The 2,737-nt window shown below is 63.6% G+C and carries 2 protein-coding genes; both read right to left on the bottom strand.

The window, feature by feature from the left end:
- Positions 1-1,241: DUF1302 domain-containing protein (locus tag PMI29_RS25750; protein ID WP_007994364.1), on the bottom strand; the 1,241-nt coding region annotated here is incomplete at its 3' end.
- Between the two features lie 63 nt (positions 1,242-1,304).
- Positions 1,305-2,468: a thiolase C-terminal domain-containing protein gene (locus PMI29_RS25745; RefSeq protein WP_007994366.1), complete on the bottom strand. Its 1,164-nt coding sequence runs from the start codon at positions 2,466-2,468 to the stop codon at positions 1,305-1,307.
- Positions 2,469-2,737: the final 269 nt, after the last annotated feature.

The following is a 2,737-nucleotide window of genomic DNA, read 5'->3' on the forward strand; positions in this document are numbered from 1 at the left end:
AACCTGCCAATGAATCCGGGCAGACCGGCTGCAGCCGCGGCCGGGCTGACGGTGGCGGCGACACTGGCCAGCGGCATGTTCTCGCGGTAGTTGAGGTCGAAACCGACGCTGACCCCGGCGATGCTCTTGGACAGGCTGATGCCGTAGATATCGATATCGTCGACGTAGAACTGGTTGTAGCTGCCGATGTTGCCCGAGATCAGCTGCGCCGGGCCTACAGCGGTCGGCTGCAGGACCAGGTTGGGCAGGATGTCGGAGGTGTTGCGGTAGTAGAAGCCCAGGGTCCCGTCCAGCCATTCCGGGCTCCACTTGGCCATCAGGCCGAAGTCGCCGTGATTGTCCGGGGTGAAGGTGTGGCCGTTTTTCAGGCGCAGGAACTCATTGGCGCCGATGGGGCCCGGGGCACCGAAGAGTGGGTTGCGTCCACCGATCAGCGACAGGTTGTGCCCGCCACTCTGGATACCGTCGTTGAACCCCAGGTAAGTACCCGATTCAGGCAGTCGCGAGGCATCCCAACCGAGGAAGTACTGGGCGCCCAGTGTCAGCTCCGGGCCCAGGGTCAAGCTGGTGGACAACTGGTTGCGCGGGATGAACAGTTCCTTGGCCTCGGTGCCCGGTACTGTCAGCCCCTTGGTGATGTCCAGGCCCGACTGGCCATAGCTGTTGCCATGGGCGAAGGCCAGGATGCTTTCGCCCCAGTACTGGGTATGGCTGCCCAGCTTGGCGCTGAGCAGGGTTTCGTCACCGATCTCGGTGCTGCCAAACACGAAGGCATCGAGGATTTCCGAAGAAGGCCCGTTGTAATAACGGTCGGCATAACCACTGATATGGCGCGAGTCCGGTACGCCGTTGTTGAGCTGGTTGGTCGAGGCGTTGGCACTGCCGACATTGTCATAGGCATGGTCGTACCAGCTATTGGCACTGACGCGAAAGCCGGCCTTCTGCTTGTAGACCACGTCCAGTTCCGAAAGCACGTCCAGGCGCTGGGACACCGCACTGCCCGACGAGAAGTTGCGGTCACCATCATTGTTGTTCCAGCTGTTGGCCAGCTTGTTGTTGGCGGTTTCCACGCGCTGGCCGTAGTTGAGTTTGAACGTGTTGTCGAAACGCACTGACAGGTCTTCGTTGCCCGTATCGATTTCCAGGGCTTGCGCGGGCGCGATGCCCATCCCGACCAGGATTGCTGTAGCCAAAAGCCCTCGACGCAGGTTTGCATGGCAGATCTTATTGTTGTTGTTCATCTAACGGGCTCACCTTCTCTGTGGTTCATGAAAACGCATTGAAACGGCACTGCGACGCTGTCCTTAGGTGCGCTGCAGGATGGTTACCGATACCGAGCGACCCAGCGCCGCATTGTGCGCAAGTGCCGTCCGGACACCGTTGTCGTGCCTGGACGGCGCCGTGCCGCGCAGTTGCCAGACCAGTTCAGTGATTTGCGCCAGCCCCGTTGCTCCCGGGGCATGGCCGCGACCGAGCAGTCCGCCGGAGGCGCAGACATCGACCGGGGCGCCGCGACTGTTGCGCCGTTCGCGCACGAAGCCGTCGATACCTTCCTCCCGGCACAAACCCAGGGCGGCGCTGTACACCATGAAGTCGCCGACGCTCTGGTCATGCAGCTCCACGGCCTCAATCTCGTCGGCACCGATGCCGGCGTGCTCATACGCCAGTTGGGCAACGCGCCGGGTCGTGGCGCGCCCCAGCACATCGAGCACACAGCCGGACTCCTGCTCGGAGGCCATGTCGCTACCGCGCACACAGGCCCTTACTGCCACACCGCCGCGGGCGCCGTAGCGGGCCAGGAACCCCGGGGTACACAGCAGCACCGCCGCCGCTCCGCACGCGGGCGGGCAAAGGTAGCGAGCCCGCCAGCCATCGAGTGCCGTGCAGCGGTTCAGCACGGCCATGGGGTTGACCATGGCTTGGGCCCGGGCCTGGCTGAGTACCTGCTCGAAACTGGTTTGGGCCACACCCATGCGGGTCAGCAACCAACTGGTCTGGGCCGCGAACAGCGCGGCCGGATGCTCACGCCGGGCAAAATGAGCCTGGCAGGTATCGGGCTGGCCGAGACCGTCCCAGGCCTGCGGCGCGCTATCGTCCAGACCAAAGAAGGCGCGGTGGGTAACGTTCGCCGGCATACACTCGAAGCCCAGTGCCAGTGCGCATTCGGCCTGGCCGGACAACACGCTGTGGCGCGCCAGCTGCAAGGCACTGCTGGCTGCCGTGCAGCCGTCCGCGAGGGAAAACACCGGGACACCGGTAAGGCCGATCTGGGCCAGGACCTGCTCACTGCAACCGACTGCGCTGCTGACGCAGGCACTGAACACCTGGTCGACCAGGTCATAGTCAATGCGCGCATCGTCAAGCGCCTGGCGGATCGCCCGGCCCGCCAACGCAGCGACACTGCCGCCAGCGCCCAGCGGGACGAACGGGGACATGCCCACCCCCGCAATCAGCACGCTTTGACTCATACGCCTTACCTCGATAGTCGGCTGGTGCCGATCCTCTCTTGTCTTCGAGCAACGCTCGGCGAGCGGTAGATCCGCCGGGCCAGGTTGGTTCAAGTGAGGTCCAGACTATCGGTCAGGCACGATCCAGCCCCCCCATCGTCAGGGGGGGTGGAAGAACAAGGGGGGTAAAAAAGGGTTCTTCACGCATTTCCGGAGAACTGTAGGAGCCAGCCTGCTGGCGATGGCCTCAAGTGCGCCGCGTTTATCCAGTTCACACGCGTTATCGTTGA

Origin of the sequence: Pseudomonas sp. GM49 (assembly GCF_000282355.1) — a bacterium.
Lineage (GTDB): Bacteria > Pseudomonadota > Gammaproteobacteria > Pseudomonadales > Pseudomonadaceae > Aquipseudomonas.